26 protein-coding genes and 1 pseudogene are annotated in these 24,059 nt (G+C 38.3%); 14 read left to right on the top strand and 13 right to left on the bottom strand.

Annotated features, from left to right (window positions below; translation table 11 throughout):
• Positions 1-72 precede the first annotated feature (72 nt).
• The gene (locus HGD76_RS06320) at positions 73-1,053 is read left to right on the top strand and encodes an acetyl-CoA carboxylase carboxyltransferase subunit alpha (protein WP_015079153.1); all 981 of its coding nucleotides are present in this window, start codon (positions 73-75) and stop codon (positions 1,051-1,053) included.
• A 158-nt stretch (positions 1,054-1,211) separates the two neighbouring features.
• Positions 1,212-1,937: an SDR family oxidoreductase gene (locus HGD76_RS06315; protein ID WP_015079152.1), complete on the top strand. Its 726-nt coding sequence runs from the start codon at positions 1,212-1,214 to the stop codon at positions 1,935-1,937.
• Here HGD76_RS06315 and HGD76_RS06310 read toward each other — a convergent pair.
• From HGD76_RS06310 to HGD76_RS06295, 4 genes are read right to left on the bottom strand one after another with little or no spacing between them, the layout of a single operon-like run.
• Positions 1,934-2,083 (bottom strand): hypothetical protein, encoded by a 150-nt coding sequence (locus tag HGD76_RS06310; protein WP_233467078.1) that lies wholly within the window; start codon positions 2,081-2,083, stop codon positions 1,934-1,936. The genes HGD76_RS06315 and HGD76_RS06310 overlap by 4 nt on opposite strands.
• Positions 2,028-2,171 carry a hypothetical protein gene (locus HGD76_RS25180; RefSeq protein WP_168695276.1) on the bottom strand — a complete coding sequence of 48 codons (144 nt, stop codon included), beginning with the start codon at positions 2,169-2,171 and terminating at the stop codon, positions 2,028-2,030. Before HGD76_RS25180 ends, HGD76_RS06310 begins: the two co-directional genes overlap by 56 nt.
• Before the next feature lie 32 nt (positions 2,172-2,203).
• Positions 2,204-2,347 (bottom strand): hypothetical protein, encoded by a 144-nt coding sequence (locus HGD76_RS06300; protein WP_168694533.1) that lies wholly within the window; start codon positions 2,345-2,347, stop codon positions 2,204-2,206.
• 32 nt (positions 2,348-2,379) lie between these two features.
• On the bottom strand, positions 2,380-2,523 hold the full coding sequence (locus HGD76_RS06295) for a hypothetical protein (protein ID WP_168694533.1): 144 nt from the start codon (positions 2,521-2,523) through the stop codon (positions 2,380-2,382).
• 95 nt (positions 2,524-2,618) lie between these two features.
• Here HGD76_RS06295 and folE point away from each other — a divergent pair, with 95 nt between their 5' ends.
• Positions 2,619-3,326 (top strand): GTP cyclohydrolase I FolE, encoded by a 708-nt coding sequence (folE, locus tag HGD76_RS06290; protein ID WP_015079151.1) that lies wholly within the window; start codon positions 2,619-2,621, stop codon positions 3,324-3,326.
• Here the strand turns inward: folE and HGD76_RS06285 are convergent.
• A complete protein-coding gene (locus tag HGD76_RS06285; RefSeq protein ID WP_168695275.1) occupies positions 3,315-3,470 on the bottom strand; it encodes a hypothetical protein in 156 nt (51 codons plus the stop codon). The genes folE and HGD76_RS06285 overlap by 12 nt on opposite strands.
• A gap of 8 nt (positions 3,471-3,478) precedes the next feature.
• Complete coding sequence (locus HGD76_RS06280; RefSeq protein ID WP_168697384.1) at positions 3,479-4,111, bottom strand: phosphoribosylanthranilate isomerase; 633 nt, start codon at positions 4,109-4,111, stop codon at positions 3,479-3,481.
• A gap of 129 nt (positions 4,112-4,240) precedes the next feature.
• Between HGD76_RS06280 and psaK the strand changes: the two genes are divergently transcribed.
• From psaK to HGD76_RS06265, 3 genes and pseudogenes are all read left to right on the top strand, one after another.
• The gene (gene psaK / locus HGD76_RS06275; RefSeq protein WP_168695274.1) at positions 4,241-4,489 is read left to right on the top strand and encodes a photosystem I reaction center subunit PsaK; all 249 of its coding nucleotides are present in this window, start codon (positions 4,241-4,243) and stop codon (positions 4,487-4,489) included.
• A gap of 672 nt (positions 4,490-5,161) precedes the next feature.
• Positions 5,162-6,358 (top strand): site-2 protease family protein, encoded by a 1,197-nt coding sequence (locus HGD76_RS06270; protein ID WP_168695273.1) that lies wholly within the window; start codon positions 5,162-5,164, stop codon positions 6,356-6,358.
• A gap of 200 nt (positions 6,359-6,558) precedes the next feature.
• Positions 6,559-6,723 (top strand): annotated as a pseudogene (locus HGD76_RS06265) (Uma2 family endonuclease); the annotation flags it as partial.
• 144 nt (positions 6,724-6,867) lie between these two features.
• Here HGD76_RS06265 and HGD76_RS06260 read toward each other — a convergent pair.
• The 3 genes from HGD76_RS06260 to HGD76_RS06250 form a co-directional block, all read right to left on the bottom strand.
• Positions 6,868-7,140, bottom strand: coding sequence for a GlsB/YeaQ/YmgE family stress response membrane protein (locus tag HGD76_RS06260; protein WP_148762930.1), 273 nt, complete (start codon positions 7,138-7,140; stop codon positions 6,868-6,870).
• 281 nt (positions 7,141-7,421) lie between these two features.
• Positions 7,422-8,804: an oxygen-independent coproporphyrinogen III oxidase gene (hemN, locus tag HGD76_RS06255; protein ID WP_148762932.1), complete on the bottom strand. Its 1,383-nt coding sequence runs from the start codon at positions 8,802-8,804 to the stop codon at positions 7,422-7,424.
• Between the two features lie 354 nt (positions 8,805-9,158).
• The gene (locus HGD76_RS06250) at positions 9,159-9,833 is read right to left on the bottom strand and encodes a biliverdin-producing heme oxygenase (RefSeq protein ID WP_015079144.1); all 675 of its coding nucleotides are present in this window, start codon (positions 9,831-9,833) and stop codon (positions 9,159-9,161) included.
• A gap of 395 nt (positions 9,834-10,228) precedes the next feature.
• Between HGD76_RS06250 and acsF the strand changes: the two genes are divergently transcribed.
• Positions 10,229-11,305: a magnesium-protoporphyrin IX monomethyl ester (oxidative) cyclase gene (acsF, locus tag HGD76_RS06245; RefSeq protein WP_168695272.1), complete on the top strand. Its 1,077-nt coding sequence runs from the start codon at positions 10,229-10,231 to the stop codon at positions 11,303-11,305.
• A gap of 48 nt (positions 11,306-11,353) precedes the next feature.
• On the opposite strand, the gene HGD76_RS06240 is transcribed toward acsF, so the two are convergent.
• The gene (locus tag HGD76_RS06240) at positions 11,354-12,250 is read right to left on the bottom strand and encodes a metal ABC transporter substrate-binding protein (RefSeq protein WP_233467220.1); all 897 of its coding nucleotides are present in this window, start codon (positions 12,248-12,250) and stop codon (positions 11,354-11,356) included.
• A gap of 267 nt (positions 12,251-12,517) precedes the next feature.
• Here HGD76_RS06240 and HGD76_RS06235 point away from each other — a divergent pair, with 267 nt between their 5' ends.
• From HGD76_RS06235 to HGD76_RS24820, 6 genes are all read left to right on the top strand, one after another.
• Positions 12,518-13,345, top strand: coding sequence for a metal ABC transporter ATP-binding protein (locus HGD76_RS06235; protein WP_168695271.1), 828 nt, complete (start codon positions 12,518-12,520; stop codon positions 13,343-13,345).
• A gap of 314 nt (positions 13,346-13,659) precedes the next feature.
• Positions 13,660-14,505, top strand: coding sequence for a metal ABC transporter permease (locus tag HGD76_RS06230; RefSeq protein ID WP_168634311.1), 846 nt, complete (start codon positions 13,660-13,662; stop codon positions 14,503-14,505).
• A gap of 109 nt (positions 14,506-14,614) precedes the next feature.
• Positions 14,615-16,150 carry a serine/threonine-protein kinase gene (locus HGD76_RS06225; RefSeq protein ID WP_168695270.1) on the top strand — a complete coding sequence of 512 codons (1,536 nt, stop codon included), beginning with the start codon at positions 14,615-14,617 and terminating at the stop codon, positions 16,148-16,150.
• Positions 16,151-16,358: 208 nt separating this feature from the next.
• On the top strand, positions 16,359-16,928 hold the full coding sequence (locus tag HGD76_RS06220) for a COP23 domain-containing protein (protein ID WP_233467075.1): 570 nt from the start codon (positions 16,359-16,361) through the stop codon (positions 16,926-16,928).
• Between the two features lie 24 nt (positions 16,929-16,952).
• Positions 16,953-17,762: a S1 family peptidase gene (locus HGD76_RS06215; protein WP_168695269.1), complete on the top strand. Its 810-nt coding sequence runs from the start codon at positions 16,953-16,955 to the stop codon at positions 17,760-17,762.
• Between the two features lie 457 nt (positions 17,763-18,219).
• Positions 18,220-19,395: a GUN4 domain-containing protein gene (locus HGD76_RS24820; protein WP_210967733.1), complete on the top strand. Its 1,176-nt coding sequence runs from the start codon at positions 18,220-18,222 to the stop codon at positions 19,393-19,395.
• Positions 19,396-19,542: 147 nt separating this feature from the next.
• Here the strand turns inward: HGD76_RS24820 and HGD76_RS06200 are convergent, their stop codons facing one another.
• The 3 genes from HGD76_RS06200 to HGD76_RS06190 form a co-directional block, all read right to left on the bottom strand.
• Positions 19,543-20,118 carry a YHS domain-containing (seleno)protein gene (locus tag HGD76_RS06200; protein ID WP_168695268.1) on the bottom strand — a complete coding sequence of 192 codons (576 nt, stop codon included), beginning with the start codon at positions 20,116-20,118 and terminating at the stop codon, positions 19,543-19,545.
• A gap of 403 nt (positions 20,119-20,521) precedes the next feature.
• Positions 20,522-20,971, bottom strand: a complete 450-nt coding sequence (locus HGD76_RS06195) for a hypothetical protein (RefSeq protein ID WP_168695267.1) — start codon at positions 20,969-20,971, stop codon at positions 20,522-20,524.
• Positions 20,972-21,002: 31 nt separating this feature from the next.
• Positions 21,003-23,051, bottom strand: coding sequence for an FHA domain-containing protein (locus tag HGD76_RS06190; protein ID WP_168695266.1), 2,049 nt, complete (start codon positions 23,049-23,051; stop codon positions 21,003-21,005).
• 220 nt (positions 23,052-23,271) lie between these two features.
• On the opposite strand from HGD76_RS06190, the gene HGD76_RS06185 reads away from it, so the two are divergent.
• Entirely contained in the window at positions 23,272-24,057 is a 786-nt protein-coding gene (locus HGD76_RS06185) for an HAD family hydrolase (protein WP_168695265.1), read from the top strand.
• The last annotated feature ends 2 nt before the right edge of the window (positions 24,058-24,059 follow it).

Below are 24,059 nucleotides of genomic sequence, written 5' to 3'. Positions count from 1 at the left end.
GACAACTAACAACTGACAACGGACGACTGACAACTGACAACCAACAACTAACAACTGACAACTAACATAACTATGGCAACCACTGAGCGCAAACCGCTACTGTTAGATTTTGAAAAGCCTTTAGCAGAACTGGCCACTCGCATTGACCAAATTCGCCAACTGGCTGAAGAAAATGGTGTTGATGTTTCTGGACAAATTCGCCAACTAGAGACAAGGGCGACGCAATTACGGGAAGAGATTTTTAGCAGTCTGACACCATCTCAACGATTGCAGGTAGCCCGTCATCCCCGCCGCCCTAGCACTTTAGATTATATTCAATCTATTAGTGATGAATGGATGGAGTTGCATGGCGATCGCTGTGGCGGAGATGATCCGGCTTTAGTGGGTGGTGTCGGGCGCATAGCTGGACAACCTGTGATGATGTTAGGACATCAAAAAGGCCGGGATACTAAAGATAACGTGGCTCGTAACTTTGGCATGGCTGCTCCTGGTGGCTATCGTAAGGCTCTGCGCCTCATGGAACACGCCAATAAGTTTAGTATGCCAATTTTGACCTTTATTGATACTCCTGGGGCTTGGGCAGGCATAGAAGCCGAACACCAAGGACAAGGAGAAGCGATCGCCTATAACCTGCGGGAAATGTTCAGTTTTGACGTACCCATCATTTGCACAGTTATTGGTGAAGGTGGTTCTGGTGGGGCGTTAGGTATTGGTGTAGGCGATCGCCTATTGATGTTTGAACACTCAGTTTATACCGTCGCTACCCCGGAAGCCTGCGCTGCAATTTTGTGGAAAGATGCCAGTAAATCTCACCTGGCCGCCGTAGCCTTAAAAATTATCTCCCACGACCTCAAAAACTTGGGCATTATTGACCAAATTCTCCCTGAACCCTTGGGTGGCGCACACTCAGACCCTTTAACAGCAGCGACAAACTTGAAACAAGCCTTGCTAGAAAACTTAGACGAACTGAACCGTCTGACACCTGCTGAACGTCGCCAACTCCGTTATGATAAATTCCGTAATATCGGCGTTTTCACAGAACTTGCTCACTAAAAATACTCAAGAAAATGGCATAGAATCACAGCAATGCTATAATTGCCTATGGCTGCTTAAAGATTTTTAACAATCTTCAAGAGCTATAGGCATTAGGACTTACTTGGGTTTATGAGCATCTGTTGGCTGACAGCATTGCCAAAAAGTTGGAAAATATCATGAATTTTGAGCAAAAAAGACGCGCCTTAATTACTGGTGCTAGTAGCGGAATTGGCAAAGCAACAGCTTTGGCATTTGCCAAGGCTGGGATAGATGTAGCATTGGTCAGCCGTTCTCAGGATAAACTAGAGTCCGTAGCTAAAGCTGCACAGGAGTTAGGAGTAGAAGCCAAAGCCTTTTGTGTAGACTTAGCTGAAGTTACCCAGGTTAAATCCAAAATTCAAGGAATAGCTGACGAATTTGGCAACATAAATATTCTCATCAATAACGCTGGGATTGGATATACGGGCAACCTGAGTGAAACACCTTTAGAAGACTGGCAACAGGTAATTAATTTAAATCTCACCAGTGTCTTTCAGTGCATGATGGGAATTTTGCCAGGAATGCGCCAACAAGGCCAAGGCACAATTATTAATATTGCCTCTATAGCTGGCAAACAAGCTTTTCCGGGTTGGGGCGCTTACTGCGTCAGCAAAGCAGGACTTCTTTTCCTATCCCAAACCCTCGCACAAGAAGAACGTGCTAATGGCATTCGCGTCATTGCCATTTGTCCTGGTTCTGTGAATACGGAAATTTGGGATACACCGACAGTCCAAGCTAACTTTGACCGTTCCCAAATGTTAACTCCAGAAATTGTGGCAACAACAATTCTGCACACTGTCTTATTACCACAAGAAGCAGTAATTCAAGAATTGACGATTATGTCCAATGCTGGTGTTCTCTAATTGGTGATTTTATCATTTATCTCTTTAATTACCACTGACAACTGTACGGGCGAAGCATTTGGAGAACTATTTTTGGCAATGACCGATAATTTATCTTCCAAATGCTTCGCTCCTACTGACAACTGACAACTGTACGGGCGAAGCATTTGGAGAACTATTTTTGGCAATGACCGATAATTTATCTTCCAAATGCTTCGCTCCTACTGACAACTGACAACTGTACGGGCGAAGCATTTGGAGAACTATTTTTGGCAATGACCGATAATTTATCTTCCAAATGCTTCGCCCCTACTGACAACTGACAACTGTACGGGCGAAGCATTTGGAGAACTATTTTTGGCAATGACCGATAATTTATCTTCCAAATGCTTCGCCCCTACTGACAACTGACAACTGTACGGGCGAAGCATTTGGAGAACTATTTTTGGCAATGACCGATAATTTATCTTCCAAATGCTTCGCCCCTACTGACAACTGACAACTGTACGGGCGAAGCATTTGGAGAACTATTTTTGGCAATGACCGATAATTTATCTTCCAAATGCTTCGCCCCTACTGACAACTGACAACTGTACGGGCGAAGCATTTGGAGAACTATTTTTGGCAATGACCGATAATTTATCTTCCAAATGCTTCGCCCCTACTGACAACTGACAACTGACAAATTACTAAAATTCAATCATGACTATCGCTGGTTCAAACGGTTCTAACACTTCCCAATCACCTCTCATTCCTGATTTAGCAGAAGCTATCAATGTCCGACCAGACCGCAATACCCATAATGGCAAAGAACCACAAATACATCCACCATCTGAGGAAATCATGGATGAAATGATGGCAGCGGTGCGAACAATGATTGTGGGAGTAGGAGAAGATCCTGAACGGGAAGGACTTCTGAAAACACCCAAGCGCGTAGCTAAGGCGATGAAGTTTCTTACCAGTGGCTATAATCAATCTTTAGAAGACCTCATCAATGGTGCTATTTTTGATGAAGGACATGATGAAATGGTGTTAGTTAGAGATATTAACTTCTTTAGCTTATGCGAACATCATATGTTGCCATTTATGGGTAGAGCGCACGTGGCTTATATTCCCAATCAAAAAGTGGTGGGATTAAGTAAACTAGCACGGATTGTGGAAATGTATTCTCGCCGGTTACAAGTCCAAGAAAGACTAACTCGACAAATTGCTGAAGCACTGCAAACCGTTCTCGAACCTAAAGGTGTTGCTGTCGTCATGGAAGCCAGTCATATGTGCATGGTAATGCGTGGAGTGCAAAAACCTGGTTCTTGGACAGTTACCAGTTCAATGGTAGGAGTATTCCAGGAAGAACAGAAAACCCGTGAAGAATTCTTCAGCTTGATTCGTCACCAACCGTCATTCTTTTAATGAGGGAACAGGGAACAGGGAACGGGGAGCAGGGAACAGGGAACAGATTTTTTCAACTGACAACTGTACGGGCGAAGCATTTGGAGAACTATTTTTGGCAATGACCGATAATTTATCTTCCAAATGCTTCGCCCCTACTGACAACTGACCAATTACCTATTCCCTAGATTTTGAAATAATAGGGCTACTTTATCTAAATCTTTGTTACCTGGTGAGTGTTCGACACCACTAGATAGATCAATACCATGGGGTTTAATTTGACTTAAAGCAGTCAAAATATTATCTGGTGTGAGTCCTCCGGCTAAGAACCAAGGGAGAGAGGGGCTAAATTCCTGATTTAACATTAGCCAATCTAGGGTTTGTCCTGTTCCTCCTAGGTGTTGGGGATGGTAGGCATCAAGTAGTAGGGTATCTACATAATCTGTATAATGCGTGGTGGTTTGTAGATGCTCTAAACTGTGGACTCGTATAGCTTTAATAATTTCTACTTGGGATAAAGATTGACGTAATTGATGGCAAAATTCTGGTGTTTCGTCTCCATGTAGCTGGACACCAGTTAAACGAGACTTTTTAACTATTTGAGTAATTTCGGAAATAGTGGTGTTAGCAAAAACGCCGATTTTATCAATATTTGGGGGAATTGGAGCGATAGCTGCCTGAATTTGAGCTATACTAACGTAGCGAGGGGAACTGGGAACACAGATAAATCCTAGCGCTGTTGCACCAAGGGAAGTTATAGCTAGAGACTGCTCTGGTTGAGTAATACCGCAAATTTTAACCCGAATTTTCATCTGAAAAGTTACAAATAATCACAAAAGTATCTTAATTCAAGTTAAAAACTTTTGCTTTGTCCTTAGTAATTTTATAATTCGGTAGGATTATATTCATTTTTTCAATCAGGAGAACACACTTTCATGTTATCAGTTTTATTAGCCGCAGCATCCGTTCCTGTTACACCAGTGTGGAGTCCTACAGTCGGTATCATTATCAGCGCCAGCAGCGCAGTTGTACTTTTATTCACTTTTGCACTCAAATCTGCTAAAGTCGGACCAGCAATGCCTGTATTACCTGTGAGTGTACCAGGATTCATTGGGGCAATGGCTTTTGGTCATGTGATTGGTATTGGTATTGTGTTAGGACTAACTAATATTGGTCGCTTGTAAGTTCGATTTCATCCTCTCTTGCTATAGAGAGTAAAAATTCAGCGGTAGGTAAAAATTAAATTACTTACCGCTAATGTCCTAACCACTTTGCTGGTTGACATAATTAAGTTTAAATCAAAATTGAATAGTAAATGTTTTCCAGTTAAATTTTTATTGATCCTATTGGTAGCAATTAGCATTTTTTTTAGATTTACTGATCTGTCTCATAATTAAGGACTAGCTGAAAAAGAACCGCAGCAAACACCTTTGTATTTTATTATATTAAGATTTTGGACGCAAATATTTGGTAATTCTATAGCAGTAATTAGAAGTTGTTCAGCTTTTTTTAGCTTAGAAAATATTGACTCGTCTGTTTTATTTAAGATTGAATAATTATTTCACAATTTTTGGTTTTTGAGGAATTAAATTCTCAGAATAATTGACCGCAGATAAACGCAGATAAACGCAGATAAAGACGGATGAATTAATAGACATCTCCGGTAATTAAATGTGCGTGGTTTGAAACCCTTGTAGAGACGTTCTATAGAACGTCTCTACATTCATTTTCACCAGAGGTCTAATGGATTTTATGATTCTGTGCAAATATAGATCCCAAAACCAATAAAATCGTTAGGATATTAATGGGGTTGAGGATTTTGTTGAAGGTATTGAAAAACTAGATAAATTGATGTTATGCAAACTAATTGGCAAATAGGTTCTTTATTTGGTATTCCTTTATTTTTAGACCCCTTATGGTTTGTAATTTTGGGGTTAACTACCCTGAATTTTGGATTTGCTTACCAACAATGGGGGACTGTCGCGGGTTGGAGTGCTGGTTTGATTATGGCACTGTTGTTATTTGCTTCGGTGCTACTGCATGAGTTGGGACATAGCTTGGTGGCACAGTCCCAAGGAATTAAGGTGAATTCTATTACTTTGTTTTTGTTTGGGGGAGTTGCGGCCATCGAGGAGGAATCAAAAACTCCTGGTAAAGCTTTTCAAGTAGCGATCGCTGGTCCGGCGGTAAGTGTTATCCTATTTTTCTTACTGCGTCTGGGTGCGAGTGTTATTCCTGATAGTAATCCTTTGCATGAAATGATGGGAGATTTATCAAGAATTAACTTAGTTGTGGCTTTATTTAATTTAATTCCTGGTTTACCTTTGGACGGGGGACAGGTGTTAAAAGCGGCTTTGTGGAAAATTACAGGCGATCGCTTTAAAGCTGTACACTGGGCAGCAAAAGCCGGACAAATTTTAGGTTATGGTGCGATCGCTTTGGGATTTGCCATTGATTTCTTCACCAGAGAATTTATCACGGGTTTATGGATTGTTTTGATCGGTTGGTTTGCGGTTCGTAATGCTAACAGTTATGACCGGGTAACTACATTACAAGAAACTTTACTAAAGTTAGTAGTATCTGATGGTATGACTCGTAATTTTCGGGTAGTTGATGCTAATCAAACATTGCGAGAATTCGCTGATTCTTATCTTTTAGAAACTACTACACCAGAAGTTTATTTTGCGGCTGCTGATGGTCGTTATCGCGGTTTGGTTAATATTAATGATTTGCGAACTACCCGAAGAAGTGAATGGGAAACCCAAACTTTACAAAGTATTGTTCATCCCCTAAATACAATTCCTACTGTTATTGAATCTACTTCTTTAGCAGAGGTAATTAAGAAATTAGAAACTGAACAATTACCTCAGATTACTGTTCTTTCTCCTGCGGATGCTGTTGCTGGTGTCATTGATAGAGGGGATATTGTCCAAGCATTAGCACAAAGGTTAAATTTGCCAATTACTGCTGCGGAAATTAAACGCATCAAGGAAGAAGGGAGTTTTCCTCTAGGTTTACAATTAGGGGTAATAGCGAAGTCTGTAGAAAAATGAAATTGTCAGAATCAGGATATCCAGGATTTGAGGATTTTCAGGATGAATGATTTTTGATGGTTAGGAAATTTTGGAAATTGTCAGAATCAGGATGTCCAGGATTTGAGGATGTTCAGGATGAATAAATAGAATATCTTGTTAATCTTTAAATCCTCTAAATCCTGATGATAAAAATTAATGTTATAATCAACAAATAACTACAAGGACATTTATGGAGTCGTCAGCTAGGTTTATATTTGGGAATTTATGAGGGTTTATTACGGTATTTTACACCAGAAGGAAAGCTAGTTTTTACCCCTGAAGAAACCGCAGAACGTTTAGCAGCAAAGTTGCGAGAACTAAATATTGACCCAGAAACAATTTAAAATGTAGGTTGGGTTAAGCTGCATCGCAACCCAACCAAAGTTTTGATAATGTAACAATGTTGGGTTTCCTTGCGTCAACCCAACCTACGTAAATTAATGAAAATGACTTTAATAATGCTATATCAATAGCTAACTATTAGTAAGTTATGCCCTGCTGCCTCTTTGGAATAATCCCCACAAATAAATGGCAATAATTGCCCCAAGAACTGCCACTATTACCCCAGGAATACTTAAAGATGCCGATGTTAGTTGTAAAGTCCCTGTGCGGAGAAGAGTAAATAAAGTACCACCGATAAAAGCACCAACAATACCTAAGATCATGGTGGATATCATCCCCCCACCTTGATAACCAGGATAGATTGATTTGGCAATTACACCAGCTAATAGTCCCAAAATTATCCAAGTAATAATATTCATTGATTGCCTCAAAAAATTGACTTAGGTTATGTCAAATTTATCAAAGCTTAATATTATTTATTTCTACCTAATGACATAAACTGTATAAATCAAAAGGTATGTAGTTTTGTTCTGTTCATAAATCATCACTACATACCAATGCAGGGCAAGCGCATCTTATTTTTAGAATGCTTACTGGACAAAGGTTTTGACGATTGTTAATTTTTGTAACTAAAGGTTGAAACCCTTGCTGGGCATGGATTACAGAATTTAGGTGCGTTTGCCCTGCATACCAATGCTCATTAAATAGAACGAGAGAATTTTGTCTCTCTAGTTCTTGTATGAGTATCGAAAACAACTGCAATATTTCTAACTAGCAATCTACCAATATCAGTAATATGGATTTCGTCTGCTAATACATTTACTAATCCATCCGCTTGTAGTGGTGCTAATTCTTTGAGTTCATAGCCAAAATATTTATCAAAATTGATATGATATTTCTGCTCAATCTCTGACTTATTTAACTGAAAGTGAGACATTATTGACATAATTACATCCCGTCTAATAATGTCATCTTGAGTGAGTTTAATGCCTTTACTGGTAGGAATTACACCTGCTGCAACTGCTTTGTAATAATCCTTTAATTCCTTGTGGTTTTGAGCATAGGCATCTTCTAACATACTAATAGATGTGGCACCGAAACCAAACAATTCCGTTTCCGCGTGGGTAGTATAACCTTGGAAATTACGTTTTAGTGTACCATGACGTTGAGCGATCGCTAATTCATTGTTATTTTTAGCAAAATGATCCATCCCAATAAACAGATACTCATTATTAGTTAATTCCTCAATCGTCATTTTGAGAATATCTAACTTTTCTTCTGCTCCCGGTAATGCGGCTTGGGGAATCATTTTTTGTACAGGTTTAATCCAAGGAACATAGGCAAAATTAAACACGACAATTCTATCAGCATCCAATGCCATTGTCTTGTGTAATGTTTCCCGAAAAGTGTCAAGAGTTTGATAAGGTAGACCATAAATTAAATCTACATTGACACTATCAAATTTAGCCTCCTTAATCCAACTCATCACATCAAAAAGTAGTGCTTCTGGTTGAATCCGATTCACCGCTGTTTGTACTTCTGGGTTAAAATCTTGAATCCCAAAACTAATGCGATTAAAGCCAATATCTCGCAAAAATAAGATATAGTCTCTAGTCACATAGCGGGGATTAATTTCAATGGATACTTCTGCATCTGAAGCAATTTGGAAATTACGGGTAATATTTTTCCATAGAAATTCTACTTGATCAAGTTCTAAATAATTCGGTGTACCTCCACCCCAATGAATCTGAAGGACTTTTCTATCTTTGTCAATTAAATCTGAGGTATTTTTGATTTCCTGTTCCAAATGTTCTAGATATGGAATAGCCATTTTCTTGTTATTGGTAATCACGGTATTGCAACCGCAGAAATAACAAGCGCTTTGGCAAAAAGGAATATGGAAATATAGGGATAGAGGTGTTTGTCTTTGATTGGAAGCGGTAATTGCAGATTGGAAATCTCTTGCAGTGAAATTTTCACTTAATTCCGTTGCTGGGGGATAACTCGTATATCGAGGAGCGCGAGTATCATACTTTTGAATTAGATCAAAATCAAACTTAACACCAGGTAATAGAAAAACCATTACAGCCTCCAATAAATGTGGGTATATGTCCTTGTAGGGGCGAAGCATTCGGCCGATAAACTATCGCTAAAACCATTAATTCTCAATCCGAATTCTTCGCCCTTACTAGTTGGGAATAATCACAATTAATTTTCCCAATTTAATGTTGTAATTGAGGATTTAGCTATTAGCAAATAGAATATTTTTATCCTATTCGTTTGTGGTTAGTATTATTTTTAACGAACCACAGAGGCACAGAGAACACAGAGGAAGAGAATAAATAGATGTTTGCATCTTGTTTAGGATTTTTATATAATTCATCATTGTCAAAATTAATTGGGTGATGAATTATATTTTTGTAAATGATGCAGAGACTCAAGTTAATTCGTTGTAAGTAGCTCTACCCAGGGCTTGGATTAAAATACTTTCCAACTCTTTAAGTATCTGCATATTTAGCTTGAAAGCATGGTTAGCTTCTGCCACAATTTTGTCAGTGGTTTTATCGTCAATAGATAGTTTATCTAATGCTTGACGATACTTTCCTTTGAAAGCCTGCTTGTCTGGAATTTGCTGAAAGTTGTAAAATGATGTTCCTTCATGTCCAGACAGTTTTAAGGCTGATTGAGCAATTTTTTGTAGCATTTGCCCACCAGAAAGATCACCCAAATAACGAGTATAGGAATGAGCTAACAATAGTGCAGGTTCATGAGTAGAAATTTGTTGAATACGCGCAATATAAGCTTGAGCAGCGGGTGAAGGGGTGATGCGTTTCTGCCATTGATTCCCATAGTAAAATAACATATCTTGTTCTAGGGAAGATTGGCGATTTAGTTCGGGAAAATAAATCAAATTAATGACAGGATGCTGTTTATGTTTCTCAATTGCTGTTTCTAGTTCACTGTAAACAAAATAGAAATTCCTCAACAACTGAATAAAACAATCTCTATCTACAACTCCTTTGACAAAACATTTCATGAAACCCAGATTTTCTGAATCTGTATGTGCTTGTTGAGTTCCTACACGCAGTTTCATTGCCAAATCATTACTCATTCTTAGTTCCTTCTTCTTTACGTGTCAGGGTTTGCAAATTTCAACGACTTGTTTATCAGTTCACCGTCGTTATCATCACAGAAAAATTGCTATTCTATGGGAATAGGGTTTTGAGAATAATTTCTCCAGCACAAATTACTACCGATGCAGATTTCGGCTAGTTTTACTGCTCCTGAAATCATTTAACTATTATTCTTTGTATAACTATAAGAGTATTCATATTTATTTATGGTTTCATAAATACATTTGTTTAGTAAATAGGTATTTAAACTATGGGAGAATTAAAGATAATTCAGTATTTTTGTAAGAATTAGTTTCAATGATTTAACTGATGACTAATAACAAATATTTATGCTTATATAATTTTAAGGCAGACAATGGTAAAGGGACTACTTATGGTTAAATCGTTCGATAAACCCCCACTTGATTTATCGAAATCAGGTGTAAAAGCACCAGTTCAAGAAACATTATTAACACCCCGTTTTTATACCACTGATTTTGACACAGTGGCAAAAATGGATATTTCTGGGTATGAAACGGAATTAAGGTCTGTAATTGACGAACTCAAGGCTGATTATAACCGTCATCACTTTGTGCGCGATGATGAATTTAAGCAAGGTTGGGATCACATTGTTGGTGAAAAACGACTTGCTTTCATCGACTTTTTAGAACGTTCTTGTACTTCAGAATTTTCCGGGTTTTTACTGTTTAAAGAATTATCTCGTCGTCTTAAAGACAGTAACGCTTTACTATCAGAAGCATTTGCTTATTTAGCGCGAGATGAAGCCCGTCATGCGGGATTTCTGAATAAGTCAATGGCAGATTTTAACCTTTCTCTTGACTTGAGTTATCTCACTAAAAATCGTACCTATACATTTTTCCCAATAGAGTGGGTTATTTACACAGTTTACCTATCAGAAAAAATAGGTTATTGGCGTTATATTTTAGTATTTCGTCACATGGAAAAAAATCCCGAATACCAGTTTTATCCCCTATTTCGGAAGTTTGAAAGCTGGTGTCAAGATGAGAATAGACATGGTGATTTTTTCAAAGCTTTGTTACGTTCTCAACCCCAATTATGGAATAATTGGAGATCTCGCTTATGGGTGCGGTTTTTCTTGATAACTGTGTTTGCTACCCACACTATGACAGTATTTGAAAGAGGGAATTTCTATGAAATATTAGGGATTCATCCTCGTCAATACAATACTCAAGTAGTTGAAGAAACTAACAAAACCGCAGCTAAAGCATTTCCAATTATTTTAAATACCAATCACCCTTACTTTTTCTGGTATTTGGAACAATGTGCTGTCTATAATCAGAAAATAATTGATCTCAATCAAATCAATGATTGGGCAATTGCAAAATTCATCCAAAAAATTCCCTTAACTCTAATGATTTTTTGGTATATGTTCAAGCTATTTCTGATTAAACCCATAGACACAGAAGCAACTCGTAAACAAGTTTGTTAATTAATCAATCAGATCCCCGACTTCTCTCAGAAGTCGGGGATCTAATCCTTATTTTTGACTCTTTAATGGAAATGGCGTATATTTTCCTCCCAATGCTTCAACAATAGCGCGGGTATTTGCTGCCATCATTTTTATATAAGTATCACCATTACTACCCTTTGCCCCAATAGAATCAGAAAAAAGTGGAGTTGGTGCTAATTTTACTCCGGCTTCTTCGGCTACTGTTTTAATTAAAGCTGGGTTAATTGTCGTTTCGGCAAAAATAGCAGGAACACCTATTTTTTTAACTGATTCAACTAACTTTTTTACAGTTTGGGCGCTTGGTTGTTCCTCCGTACTAATGCCAATTAAAGTTCCAGCGATCGCTATTTTATAAGCATTTCCGTAATATTGAAAAGCATCATGGGTAGTGATGAGTTTCCTTTGATCTGCGGGAATAGTTTGAATTTCTTGAATGATCCAAAGATGTAATTGTTGTAATTCATCAGTTAGCTTTTCGGCATTTTGGGTAAATTTTTCTTGATCTTCTGGTGACAATTCAATTAAACTATCTCGAATCGCTTTTACCATAGATATAACATTTTCTGCACTGCCCCAAACATGAGGATCTGGGACAATTTGCCCTTTACCTTTATCTAATTTTAAAGATTTAACAACTTCTCCCACAGCTATTTTTTTCGCTTTCCCTCCAGTCGCATTCATTAACTTAATAAGTCCCGGTTCTAAATTGTAACCGTTATACAAAATCAAGTTAGCTTTTTCCAAAACCCGACTATCTGCGGGTACAGGTTCGTAAACATGAGGGTCCGCACCTGGTTTGAGAATTCCCGTAATTTGTACTTCTTCTCCGCCAATTTCTTCAGCTAAATCAGCAATAATGGTACTCGTTGCTATAACCTGTGGCTGAGTATTTCCCTGGGGTTGGGAGTTGGGAGTACAACCCATTAAAGCCAAAGATAAGAAAATTCCTAGACAAAGGGGATTAAGTAAAGAGAACCTAACCCCCAACCCCTTCCCTCGCAGGGAAGGGGAGTAAGAATAAAAGCCTCTCTCCTCACAGGGGAGAGGTTTGGAGAGGGGTTTCAGTAATAAGCCATACATTATATTCAGCATTAGTTTCATTTATCTCAGTGATTACTTCTAATTATAGATATTTTCATATTTCTCTCATTTTTATAGTAAACTCAAAAAATAAGTATTTTAACTAGGGTTATGCAAAACGTTTCTTTTTACCAAAAATTTAGTTTATCTCCCAAAAATCAAGTAGATATACTGACACAAGTTATTAAATCCATTGACATGAATTCCTCAACAGCAATTAACATCACTAATGTAGGCGTACATTACCGCACACAAGAAGCATTGAGAGACGTTAATTGCACAATTAAGCCAGGAAGAATCACAGGCATTTTTGGACCAAATGGGGCTGGTAAAAGTACATTAATGAAAGCCCTTTTGGGATTAGTTCCCATGAGTAGCGGTCAAGTTTTATACGCAAATAAGCCTGTAATGCAGCAACTAGAAAAAGTTGCTTATGTACCACAACGTAGCCAAATTGACTGGAATTACCCCGCGACCGTGTGGGATGTCGTCATGATGGGGCGTGTCAAAAAAACAGGATGGTTACGGAGTTTTTCCACAGTTAGCCGCCAAATCGCCAAACAAGCATTAGAACGAGTCGGAATAGGAGAATTAAAAAATCGTCCCATTGGTGAACTTTCAGGAGGACAACAACAACGGGTATTTTTAGCCAGGGCGTTAACTCAAGAAGCAGAAATTTTCTGTTTTGATGAACCATTTGTAGGGATAGATCAAAAAACCCAAACTATCATTTTTGAAGTTTTTCAAGAACTAGCAAAAAACAATAAAATCGTCCTAGTAGTTAATCATGATTTAGGTGAATCAATCACCCATTTTGATGATTTAATCTTACTAAATTGCGAATTGATCGCCACAGGTTCACGCCAACAAGTCTTAACAGAAGAAAACTTATATCGAGCTTATAGTGGCAAAGTTATGTACTTTTCCGACGCAGCATAATAACGGCTAATACCAAATTAAAATGAAGGTGCATAGAATAAAAAATCAAGAATAATTGAACGCAGATAAACGCGGATGAATTAATTGATTTTATAATTCAATACAGTTCAGTTAAGAATTTGTTCTTCTCTTATCTCTGTGTCCTCTGTGCCTCTGTGGTTCGTTTTAAAAAAGATTTTTAGGCTTAACTGAATCGTCGTGTTTTATAATTCTGTGCAGCATCACATAAAATTGGTATTTTCTTCCTCTCTTCCTTCGCTTACTATCTCTAACGAGACGCTTCGCTATCGCTCCTTCGTGGTTCATTTTCATCTATGCTTCAAGCACTAATAGAACCGTTGCAATATGGCTTCATGCAGCGTTCCTTAATCATCGCCATATTAGTAGGCTTATTGTGTGCCATTGTCGGTAGTTATTTAATGGTACAACGCCTCGCATTACTGGGAGATGCTATTAGCCATTCAGTCTTACCAGGGCTGGCGATCGCCTTTATGATCGGTGCTAATATCTTCGTAGGGGCGTTTATTGCTGGTGTTTTGAGTACGATGGCTATAGCTGTTATTAAAACCCGATCTCCCATCAAAGAAGATGCCGCTATGGGCATAGTTTTTTCCGCCTTTTTTGCCCTTGGTGTCACCTTAATTACAGTCATTCAAAAAGATAATAAAATTGATTTGAATCACTTTCTTTTTGGTAACATTTTAGGCGTAACCGGGGACGAAGTACGAGATACAGCTATTATTGCAGCTATTGTTTTAATAGTAGTTTTTCTATTATATAAAGAACTGTTATTTTACACCTTTGATCCTTTGGGCGCACAAGCTGCGGGTTTACCAGTTAATCGTTTAAACTTTGGTTTAATGTTGTTAATTGCTTTAACAATTGTTGCCAGTATGAAAGCTGTGGGCGTAATTTTAGTATTATCACTTTTAATTACTCCTGGTGCAACTGCTTATTTATTGGTGAAACGTTTACATGAAGTGATGATTTTAGGGGCGGTAATTGGGGTAATTTCTAGTATTAGTGGAATGTATCTCAGTTACTTTTATAATTTACCTTCTGGTCCGGCGATTGTGTTAGTTGTTTCGGGTTTGTTTACGTTGGCTTTGTTGTTTAGTCCTCGACATGGGATTTTGATCCCTAGTGGGAATAGGAGATAAAATTATTAAATCGGTAATTTGATTACTAAACTAGAAAAGTGTTCACAATTACCGCTATTATAATTCTTGAGGTGTTAGATCAAGAGTGCAGCAACCCAGGGGAAAGAAAATGAGAGAGATTCAAGGACAACTCCCGATTTTAGCTGGAAACAAAGGAAGATACCAACTTCTAAGACCTTTAGGAGGAGGGAGTTTTGGGGATACTTTTCTCGCTATTGACCTAAATACACTTAATCAACGTCGTTGTGTTGTTAAGCGATTACGAATTGAGAGTCATCATTCTCCTGAAATTGTTGCAGGGATCAAAAAAGCCTTTGAAAGAGAGGCTCAGGTTCTAGAAGATTTAGGGGATAAAAGTGGTAATATTCCCTCCTTATATGATTATTTTTCCTTAACTGTAACTGACCCGCAATTAAATACTCCACAAGAGTTTAATTATTTAGTTCAACAATATATCGAAGGTGAAGATCTAAGTAAAGAACTGGAACAACAAGGACGTTTTTCAGAAGCAAAAGTTTTGACTCTATTAAATAATATTTTACCTGGTTTGGACTTTATCCATAATCACAATGTTATTCACCGGGATATTAAACCTAGTAATATTGTGCGCTCCAATGCAGAAGATGACAAATTCTATTTAATTGACTTTGGAGCAGTTAAACAAGTAATTAAAGGTGATATTTCCACCACAGAAAAATCTATAGTATTTGGAACTATTTCCTATGCTCCCCCAGAACAAATCAAAAAGGAAAAAGTTGATTATTCCAGTGATTTATATGCTTTAGCTGCTTCTTGTGTGCAATTATTAACAGGTGAATTTCCAGACGATTCCCGTGACGTTAATAATCTTTGGAATTGGCAAAAATATCCCTATATTAGTGAACATTTGGGTAAGATACTAAGGCGTATGCTCCAAGAAGATCCTTATTATAGATTCCAGTCAGCAAGGGAAGTAATGGAAGCTCTGAATAAACCTGATGATAAACCACCGGGATTGAGTCCGCGTACAAATAATGGTGATAAGACAATAATTATCCCTCCTCCCCAACCTCAATTTATTAAAGTTTTATTGATAACAGCAATTATTTTGACCGCTGCTGGGGTTTTCATAACTTTGTATAGCGATCAAATTCAAAACTCCCAAGGAAGTATTAAAACTATTCCTGGTAAACTATTTACAGATAAACAATTTGGAATTGAGATCAAATATCCTCAAGACTGGAAGGCTGAAAAACAAGAATATAGTCCGTTAACCGGGGGAACTATTGCCAAAATATTCCCTAATACTTCTAGTCTGAATCTCGAAGTAGGGCTATTTATCCGTATCGAAGATATACAAAAATCTCAGACTTTATCAGAGTATAATCAGGTTGCTATCGAACAAATTAAAAAATCCGTTAGAAACGTCCAAATTCTCGAACAACAATCGAAAAAACTAGATGATCGAGAGGGATATCAAATAGTGTATACAGGTCAAGATCAAATTCATAACTTCAGGTTTAAGTCCATGGAAGTTTGGACTATTAGTGATTCAAAAGTTTATATTCTGACTTACCGAGCAGAAGAAAAACTCTATGATCCCTTTCTCAAGGATGTAGAACAAACCATGATGAGGTCTTTTCATATAGAGCCTATTGGTCTATGAGAGGGTGTTTGAAAAGGGGCTAGAAGTATGGCTAACGCCACGCTACGCTATCAGCAAGCCTATTTATACATTAAAAACTTTTCAAATATCCTCTGAGATCCAGCGGGGTAATATACCTTCTCAATTGACATTTAGACACTAGTTATATTAACATAGGATTGACTCAAATAATCAGCTTTTTGTAACCCTCTTAATAACCTGATTTCTTATGGCTTTAGTTATGAAAAATAACCTATCAGCACCCTTAACTGGCCTGGCTTTAGCCTTGAGTGTCACTTTAGCTAGTAATCAACCCAGCCAAGCTCAAAGCCGCCAATTTACCTGTGGTTTGAGTGATAACTATCCAGTAACCGTGGTTCGTCACCCAACCAGAGGTAGTGTAGCCTTAATTGTGTGGACAAACACAAGTCAGATTAGTGGTACATGGACACCTCAAAAACGTTGTCAAGAGGTATCAGATCGTTTCCAGAAACTGCAAAATAAAGGTGAACTGAAAATCCTGAAAACGGGAACAGTTAACGGTCAATATGTTATCTGTGGTTTAGGAACTAATCAGGGAGCTTGCGATAAGAAAAATGTTTTACTGACCATGACAAAGGATCGTGACCCTAAGCAAGTTCTCGAACAACTATTGAATACCCGTGTTGCCGCAGGTGGGGAGGCTGTTTACCTCAGTGGTGACCAAGAAGGACACATTAAACCAACAATCAACCGTGATGGCACTGCCAGCGTTGACATTGATCAGGTGATCAAGGGTAAAAGTGAGCCGATCTGGTAAATTTGAGATGATGGGGGGAAAATCATGAGTTGGCGGATAGGAATGGTCACTGTTTTTGCACTAGCTGGTTTTGTTTTGCCTTTGGCAACTCCAGTGTCGTCAGTTCCAAAACCCCCTTTTTCAATGGTTAATTTGTGGACTGGACAGGAACAAATTCAACTTGAACAAGAAGCCCGTTTAATTACGGTTAAAATTCTGAGTAGTCCTAGAGAAAAGCGCGATCGCTCATTAGGTTCTGGTGTACTATTTTATCAAGATAAATTAACCTCAACCTATGGAGTAATTACCAATAATCACGTTTTACAAGCCGGTGAAGCTCCCTATTCTATTCAAACTCCCGACGGAAAAATTCACCGTGCTAACTCTGTGGTGCGGAAAAAACAACTGAGGGGAAATGGTTTAGATTTAGCCTTATTAGAATTTGTAGCTGACTCAGAATACAGGATTGCTACCAAATCAAATCAACAAGCTGCCATTGGAGCTTGGGTAATGTCCGCAGGTTTTCCCCTCAAAAATAGCAAAAGCAAATCTGGGGGGTTTGTGATTAAACCCGGTAAAATTCAACTGCTGCTAGATAAAGCCCTAGAGGGAGGATACCGAATTGGCTCTACCAATGATGTAGAAAAAGGGATGAGTGGCGGACCCCTATTGAATCGCGCTGGGGAATTAGTGGGAATTAATGGACTTCATGCTAACCCAATTTGGGGTGATCCTTATGTTTTTGAAGATGGTTCTTACCCAACGGACGCACAGCGAGAACAAATAGGTCAATATAGCTGGGGTATTCCCCTAGAAACAGTTAAGCAATTGTTGATTGCTAAAGGCAAGTCCTAATGCTTGTAATTTTGCATGAGACAAAAAATAGAATATATAAGTTTTCTATCAAAAAAAGCCCAAGCAGATTTTATCTAAAAAAATTGTACAAAAAATAGTTGAGAATTTCAAGCTCTGAAATCAACTTTTTTCGTTAGCTTATTGAGAAAATTCTCAAGATTATTGAGAATATAGGGTAATATAGGGTACTTATTCTTTTTTTGCTGAAGAATGATTTGAATAACTTATCAGTATTGTAAGGTGCGTTAGGATGAAATCCATAACGCTATCGCTAACATACCCTACCTAAATCAATATTAAGCGCACCCCAATCAATTCCCCAGTCGGTTTTAACCGACTTGAGCTTTGAGACAGGGAATTTATTCCCTGGCTGTCTTACATCTTTGCGTGAAGCACCAAAAAAAGGGTATTATAAAAAATATTATATAAAAAATAGTATTATAAAAGACAAAAGACTATGAAATTTTCCCAGGGATTAGGAGTAATTCTAGGAACAACAACCCTAGCTTTAGTACAATACCAACCCGTATCTGCATTAACTCCTGCACAAGTTAATGATATCGCTAAACCAATCACCGTCATGATTGGTGGATTAGATGGAAAAGGTTCAGGAGTGATTATCGCTAAAAATGGTAATACCTACACTGTGCTAACAGCCAATCATGTGGTGAAAAAAGCGGGATATGGTGTTTATGAGATTATCACCCATGACGGGCAAAAATACCCGATGGAAAGCGCTCAAACTGTGGGAAAATTAGATTTAGCTTTAGTCAGATTTACCAGTTCTCAAAATTATCCCCTTGCTAAAATTGCCGATTCTCGCACAGTTAAAGAGGGAGAAACGGTACATAATTCTGGATTTCCTATTCCTTCTATTTCTAATAATCCACAGCGAAAATACTTCTTCATTACAGCCCAAATCACATCTAGAGGAAGGGAAGAAAATCTGGGATATGATTTATTTTTAAGTGGGAGTCCAAGACCAGGGATGAGTGGGGGACCAATATTAAACGATCAGGGGGAAGTAATTGGTATTTATGGTAAAGCTGAATTTGGTATAAGCGAATCAGCGTTAGCAAGAGATGGAGTTCAGGGTATCCCGACGGAAAAATTCCCCAATTTAATTAGTAATATTCAAAATAATACTCAAAATAATACTCAAGCTAATACCCCTCGTAATAATCCTAGTCCTACAAATGAACCTACACCTGCAATATTTCAAAATTTAGAAACATTGTTAAAAGCAGGAAAATGGCGAAATGCAGATTTAGAAACTTGGAACTTGATGCTAAAGTTAACTAAACGAGAACAAGAAGGATGGTTAAGACTTGAAGATGTGAAAAATTTTCCCAGACAGGAATTGCGGAAAATGGATCAATTATGGGTAAAATATAGCAATGGTAAGTTTGGCTTTTCTGTACAAAAGCAAATTTGGCTGGAGTTGGGTGGTAAATTAGATGGAGAATATGACTGGAATACTTTTACAAAGTTAGGCGATCGCGTTGGTTGGAGGAAAAATGGTGATTGGCTCAGTTACAATAGTTACACCTTTAGTACAAATGCACTATCGGGACACCTGCCGGCTGATCGAATGGTGGGGAGTGATTACTCTTTTCTCTTCTCTAGACTATAACCCATAAGCGTTACACAAGATTATAAGTATTTCTTATCAAGAAGTAAACAACCAATTTATTAGGCTTTGGGGATTTCATTACCTGTTAGCCTACCAGATCCCCGACTTCTTAAAGAAGTCGGGGATCTAAAGTAGGACTAATGCTCATTAACGGCGAATTTTCTTAGCTATACCAGGCCAATTTTGATCAGCTTTTTGAATATTTCCAGGAATATCCTTTTCCCAGCGTTTTTGAGTGTCCAAATTAACATTTAAGTACAGCTTACCAGCCACTATTTTCCAGGCATTAGGGTCAATAGGTGCAGTATATCCTCTACTGACAGCCCAAGCACAAAATCCTCCATATTGAGGAGCGTATTTTTCAGGATTTTTAATAAATAAGTCGCGGTTTTCGGCTGTAGAAAATCGCCAATTTACATTCTGCCATTTATAGGTGAAATTATCATTACCTGGAATCGCTTTTCCTTGTTGAAAATAAGCAACAGCATCAAAACCTTTTAAAACAAAAGAGTCTTGGACATTAAACACATTACCAGCCAGCTTTAAAGGGGTATTAACCGGGGTATTTTGCCCTTGAATAGCATTTGAATCAAAGTTACCATTGGCAGCGGTTTGAAGGCTGGGAATAAGGGTTGTAGTAGTTGCATGAGAACGACAACCTAAACTTAATCCCACCATGAATATTGAGGAAGTGACGAAAGCGAGAAAGTTCTGGTGATTCATAAAAATGTTTATTTGTTTTAGGACAATATCAGGTTCTTACCCCACCCTAACCCTCCCCTTGCAAAGGGGAGGGAACTAATTTTTCCGGTTTCCCCCCTTTACAAGGGGGGACTAAGGGGGGTAAATTCCGGTTTCTTCACAAGGGGGGACTAAGAGGGTGTTTGAAAAGTTTTGAATGTATAGACTGACCCCTCTCCAAACCTCTCCCCTGCAAGGGGAGAGGCTTTAAAACCCCCATTCCCTTGCAGGGAAGGGGGGTAGGGGGGTTAGGTTTTTGGAGATTACTGGTTTAATATAATACTTTTCAAACAACCTCTAAGGGGGGTAAATTCCAGTTTCCTCAAGAGGGAATTTTTTGAACAGATGTTAAATGGAATTATGGAAAAGTGGCAAGAATAAATCCCTAAGAAATTCTCGGCCATTTACCAATCCATTCTCCACCGCGAAAACGCCACCGGGGAAATAATAACCGCATGACTACCCAAGCAGATAAATAAACTGCTAACCAAACTAAACCATAATGTTGAATAAATCTGATGAAATCAAATTCACTTTTAGGAATATGCGGTAAACCGATATTGGCAATTATTAAAGCCAGAAATACCCCTTCTATAACCCCTGCATAAAGTTGAAATACTCCAGGCCAGTCATGGTCCCAGAGATATTTTTGCAGAAAGTCGTATAGGATATCCCAGGCAATGCCAAATAAACCTACATAAAACACAACCCAAAAGTAAACTAAGTTGGAGGCAATGCCTAAATATCCCCCATAAAAAAGCAGAGAAACTAACATTCCCACCGTTGCTAACAAAAAAATTCGTGTTTGCCAGCGTCCGAATAAAGTTGGAGTCATGATGATTTTATTATCCTATAATATTTGTAAATTAAGGCTTTTGATTCAGCGCCCATTTTAGCCATTGCCAAAGAGAATAAATTCCCTGAATATAGCGGACTCCTGGAGCCTTTGCAGCCGCCAATGCTTCCATAGAACGATGGGCAGCATATTGTAGTCCTAAAAATGTGTCTACGGGGGCGTAGGGACCGCCTAATGTGATAATTCCTGCCCCATATATGCGAGAACGATTATTTCGCAGTTTTTTGATTTCAAAGTTGTTTTCTACATGAAAACGTCCTTGTGGGTTTAGTTCTAAATCGTAATGCAGTATTAGGTCTTTTAAAAATGGACTTTCTAAAGGATTGGAAATCAATCCTGTACAGTCAATAACAAAATCAGCAGTTAGGGTTTTTTGACCTTTGTTAGTGACTACATGAGTAATAACTTGACCTTGGGAATTACGTTCTAGTTTGGTGACTACACCATAACGAATTTCATACCATTTCTGGGCTATTCCTTGACGAACAATGTCGCGCCATTTTTTGCGACTGGCTGTGGTTGTTCCCCCCCAACCCTGTAATAATTCCCGTCGTCTTAACGGGTCAGCGGCTTCTAACATTGTCCGCATATCACCGCCCCAAGTTCCTTTTGGCCAGTTGAAAGGTTGAAATTCCCAATCATTTTCTACGTAGCGTTTAGCTTGCTCAAATTGATTACCTTTGCGCGGTTCTCGGTTTAAATGAATTACCTGAATATTACCTTGCATTTTTCGGGCTTCATACAGCCTTTCTAATATTTGTGAGGCGACAATTCCTGACCCCCGAACAACAATAGTACCACCCTTTTTTTCTAATTGGTGGTAAATATGATCATGGGGTTCATAACCTTGAACTACAGTTCTCTTATTTCCTGTTTCTTCGGGATATTCTTGACGATATTGTTCTAGGTCTTCTAGTAATTTAATTGCTGGATAACCTGTGCAGAGATGGACATATTTAGCTAATAAAAATTGGTGATTTCCGTCTTCTTGATTGGAAGTGGAATAGGCAATACAATAACGCCCATCTTCTGTTTGTCGTAGACTGCGAATACTGCCATATTCTAACATTTTACCCCAACTAATGCGATCGCTCTCCCGGTCCATGGACTCAAATACATCTTTGCCACGAGGGGTGTAGGTATCTGCATAAACAGGTTCAGCAAAAACTTGCCACAAAAATCCTAAAGCTGCACCAACTTGTCCAGAAAAGAAGGCTCTCCAAGCATCTCTTAAAGCATATCCTGGCCACCCCCAAATATTATCAGGACAGGAATCTGAACCCGAACGAATTCGTTTATGTCGGGGAATTTGACAATTTTTTAGTAAGCTTTCATAGCGTTTATAAGGTTTGTCTTGAACACTCAAAACTTTAATATTTTCCGGTTTAACTCCCGCAATTCTCAACATATCCACCCAAACAAAACTGCCCATACCTCCCCCGCAGGCCACATATTCTGTTTCTCTGACTAAAATACCACTGCGACGAATAGCTTCCGGGGAAACCTTTTCTGCATTCCAAAAGTTGAGATTATAGGGAAAACCCGCAGGTTGACTAGGTACAGCGTCGGGAGTTTGCTGTTCTAAGGCATCCGTATAAGGGTTAAAAATGATTGATGATCCAGAATCTGGTGACTTCCGCACCCTAGATACGGGAATAATCTCAGATTGGGGGTTAAAAATTGTGGAATTATTTTCCAATACAACGGTAGCATTCTCATCCTCAGATCGAATGAGAATAACGGTAATGGTATGATTACCTATTCCCAGTCTATCCCCACTGTTTAAAGTCCGACGTTGATTAAGTAGCTTTTCACTGTTAACTTGAGTCCCATTGGCGCTCTTGTCTTCTACATAAAGCTCATTGTTGTCTAAGGTAATTTGAGCATGAAACCGAGAAATTTGCTTATGAGAGTCTAATAAAACTACAGGAGTCACCGTTTCACCATTGAGGACGGCAGGAAGTTGAGTTATATCTCGTCCGATAGCTACCGGCAGGGTAAAAACCTGTTCTTCCTGCTCCTCTGTCAGTTTATTTTCAGAAATCAGCTTGATTTGCATGGTTTTGATGCTCCTATTTACACCTTAATATCTGATGGTCTGACTCGGTTTGAGTCAATTGATACTATTAATACATCAATATTTTCCCCTATTTCCATAAAAATACCGAAAAAACCTTAAAAAAACTTTATTTTTTATTCCCTATTTCAGAGGTTAATCGCTACATATCCTACTATCAAGGTGCGGTAAGCTAACAAAAGCAGTTTTTACCCTCAAAACAATGACAGCAAATAGTCCCATGATTTTGGCTTTAGACTTTGATGGAGTGGTTTGCGATGGACTAATTGAATATTTTGAGGTAGCATGGCGTACCTACTGTCAAATTTGGTCGCCGGTTAACGACACACCACCGGATGATTTAGCTTTAAGATTTTATCGTTTACGTCCTGTAATTGAAACAGGTTGGGAAATGCCCGTTTTAATCAAAGCCTTAATTGAGGGTTTTTCTGATGATCAAATTCTCCAATCATGGACAAACATCACTCCCCAAATCTTAGCAGCAGATAACCTAGAAGCAAAAGCAGTTTCGACAAAATTGGATCATTTACGAGATGAATGGATTCAGACAGATTTAAATGGTTGGTTAAGTCTCCATAGATTCTATCCAGGTGTGATAGAAAGACTCAAAATAACTCTTAAAAGTGAAATACAGTTATATATTGTCACTACCAAAGAAGGGCGATTTGTCAAGGAATTATTACAACAAGAAGGAGTTAATTTACCACCAGAAAATATTTTTGGGAAGGAAGTAAAACGCCCAAAATATGAAACTTTGCGTGAATTAATCAAGAAAGCAAATATCCAAAATGTAAGTTTATGGTTTGTTGAAGATAGACTGAAAACTTTACAGTTAGTTAAACAACAATCAGACTTAGATCATGTCAAACTTTTCTTAGCAGATTGGGGTTATAACACTCAACCGGAAAGGGAAGCTGGCAAAAATGATCCACGTATTCAGCTAATATCACTTTCCCATTTTGCTCACGATTTTTCCACCTGGTTGTAAAT

The sequence above is a fragment of the Dolichospermum flos-aquae CCAP 1403/13F genome, from assembly GCF_012516395.1.
Classification (GTDB): Bacteria; Cyanobacteriota; Cyanobacteriia; order Cyanobacteriales; family Nostocaceae; genus Dolichospermum; species Dolichospermum lemmermannii.
This window is presented reverse-complemented; position numbering and strand designations above follow the sequence as displayed.